Origin of the sequence: Methylobacterium thuringiense (assembly GCF_022179645.1) — a bacterium.
Lineage (GTDB): Bacteria > Pseudomonadota > Alphaproteobacteria > Rhizobiales > Beijerinckiaceae > Methylobacterium > Methylobacterium thuringiense.
This window is the reverse complement of sequence record NZ_BPRA01000047.1, coordinates 1-1598: the sequence shown is the minus strand read 5'-3', so window position 1 is coordinate 1598 and position 1598 is coordinate 1. Positions and strand designations below refer to the sequence as shown.

Genomic DNA, 1598 nt, shown 5'->3' with positions numbered 1-1598 from the left:
TTTTTTCAAGCAGAAGACGGCATACGAGATAGGAGTCCGCTCGTGGGCTCGGAGATGTGTATAAGAGACAGACGCATTGTTGGTAGTGGTGTTGCCGGTACTCAGTATGGATGTTGACGAATACCAGATCGTAACGGCCTGCATCCATAGGTAACCCTAGGTCCATGTCGTACGTGCGGTCCGCGCCTGACACCCGCGGAGGTGCAATCCAGAAGACTCTTTTGTGAGGTATCACCAGGTTGTACTCACTTACAAGTAACATTTGGTGACCTGGAATCTTTTTCAGCAACCACTCTACCCTCTCCCCACGGCACTGCTGATAGCTTGTGACTAGAGCATGCGGTAACCGACGATTGGATGGGACTATATTGCATTCAGCGCTAAAAGGTTGGAGCTTCCTCTCAGGGACGTTTAGTTGTAGCCCCGAGTTCATGTTGCCACGTAGAAATGGAAACCTGGCTGCATATTTCCTGGCTACTTCATGGTTGAACCCGTACATGCGTCCTCCGGGCCTGTTGTCCCAGTGGTTGTTCTCATAAAAGAGGGAAACTGACTGCGCTGAGAATAGGCCGCTGTCTAGGTCAACGCCGTAGTAACGAGTGCAAATCTCGTTGAGAGCGACTTCTGGTGAGTACGCTCTGTCCTCTCTGAAAGCCAAGATGGTGTTCCATTCATCTGCCGTCATACGTATTCCGGCCGTCTCAAGAACTTGCACCAGACATTTTGCCCAGCACACTTTGGCCTTGTTTTGGAATGGATCAACCTCCGCCGGTCGCTCGTTCAACACTCTCATGATACCGTCATGTTCTTCTTGCCATTCCTCCAAAGTTGCACTGAAATCCCCACGTGGAACATTGGTTAACACCTTTATCCACGGGTCACCCGACAGTGTCTTCCACACCAGTCGGTTTTCAGTTCGGGTCAACAGCACATTGACGTGCTCCGACAGTGGTGAGTACAGTGGGTTTTCGTTCACTTTCTGTCTCACGGCGTACACGCCTTTCCTTGTCAGACCCTGGGAAGCAGCTGCGGTCATCACCTCGTGTCCACGATAGTCGATTTGCAGTTGCTTCACCCAGCCGCGGAAGCACGTTAACACGATATCTCCTGAGGCTGGTTTGGAAGAACCGGTGGTGTCAATCTGAATGGGGGTGTTGCATCGGTTCGTCGTTCTCATCTTCCCTTGGTAGTGCAAGGTGGACACGATCGCCGTAACAGGTAGAGTGCATCTTCTGGAGATGCTCTTATGGAGCACCCTTGTACAAATGTTGTGGTTATAGTGCACCTTCAGTTGCATCAAATTGAAGAAACCACACTGCTTGGGGTCGCCGCACAGTACTACCTTACCTGACGGTCTCACCAGCGCGATGAGCGCTAGCAAAGTGCCCGAGTGACACGCGAACGCCTCATCGACGTAAAGGTTTTCTACGCCTTTCTTGCACCCATTCAATAAGATTGAGTCGACGGTCCTAGCGGTCACGTCCAACCCGCGTTGCCTCTTTACATCATTCATGATCTCTTGGCAGTTCTCCTTCTTTCCACTGGCCACCAGATCGCGAGTCGTCACCATGTTCTTAATGATAGCCGACTTGCCCGAA

The 1598-nt window shown here is 51.4% G+C and carries 1 protein-coding gene; it reads right to left on the bottom strand.

The window, feature by feature from the left end:
• Positions 1-1598, bottom strand: a 1598-nt coding sequence (locus MFF07_RS22820) for a TGBp1 family protein (protein ID WP_238232949.1), incomplete at both ends; no start/stop codon positions are given.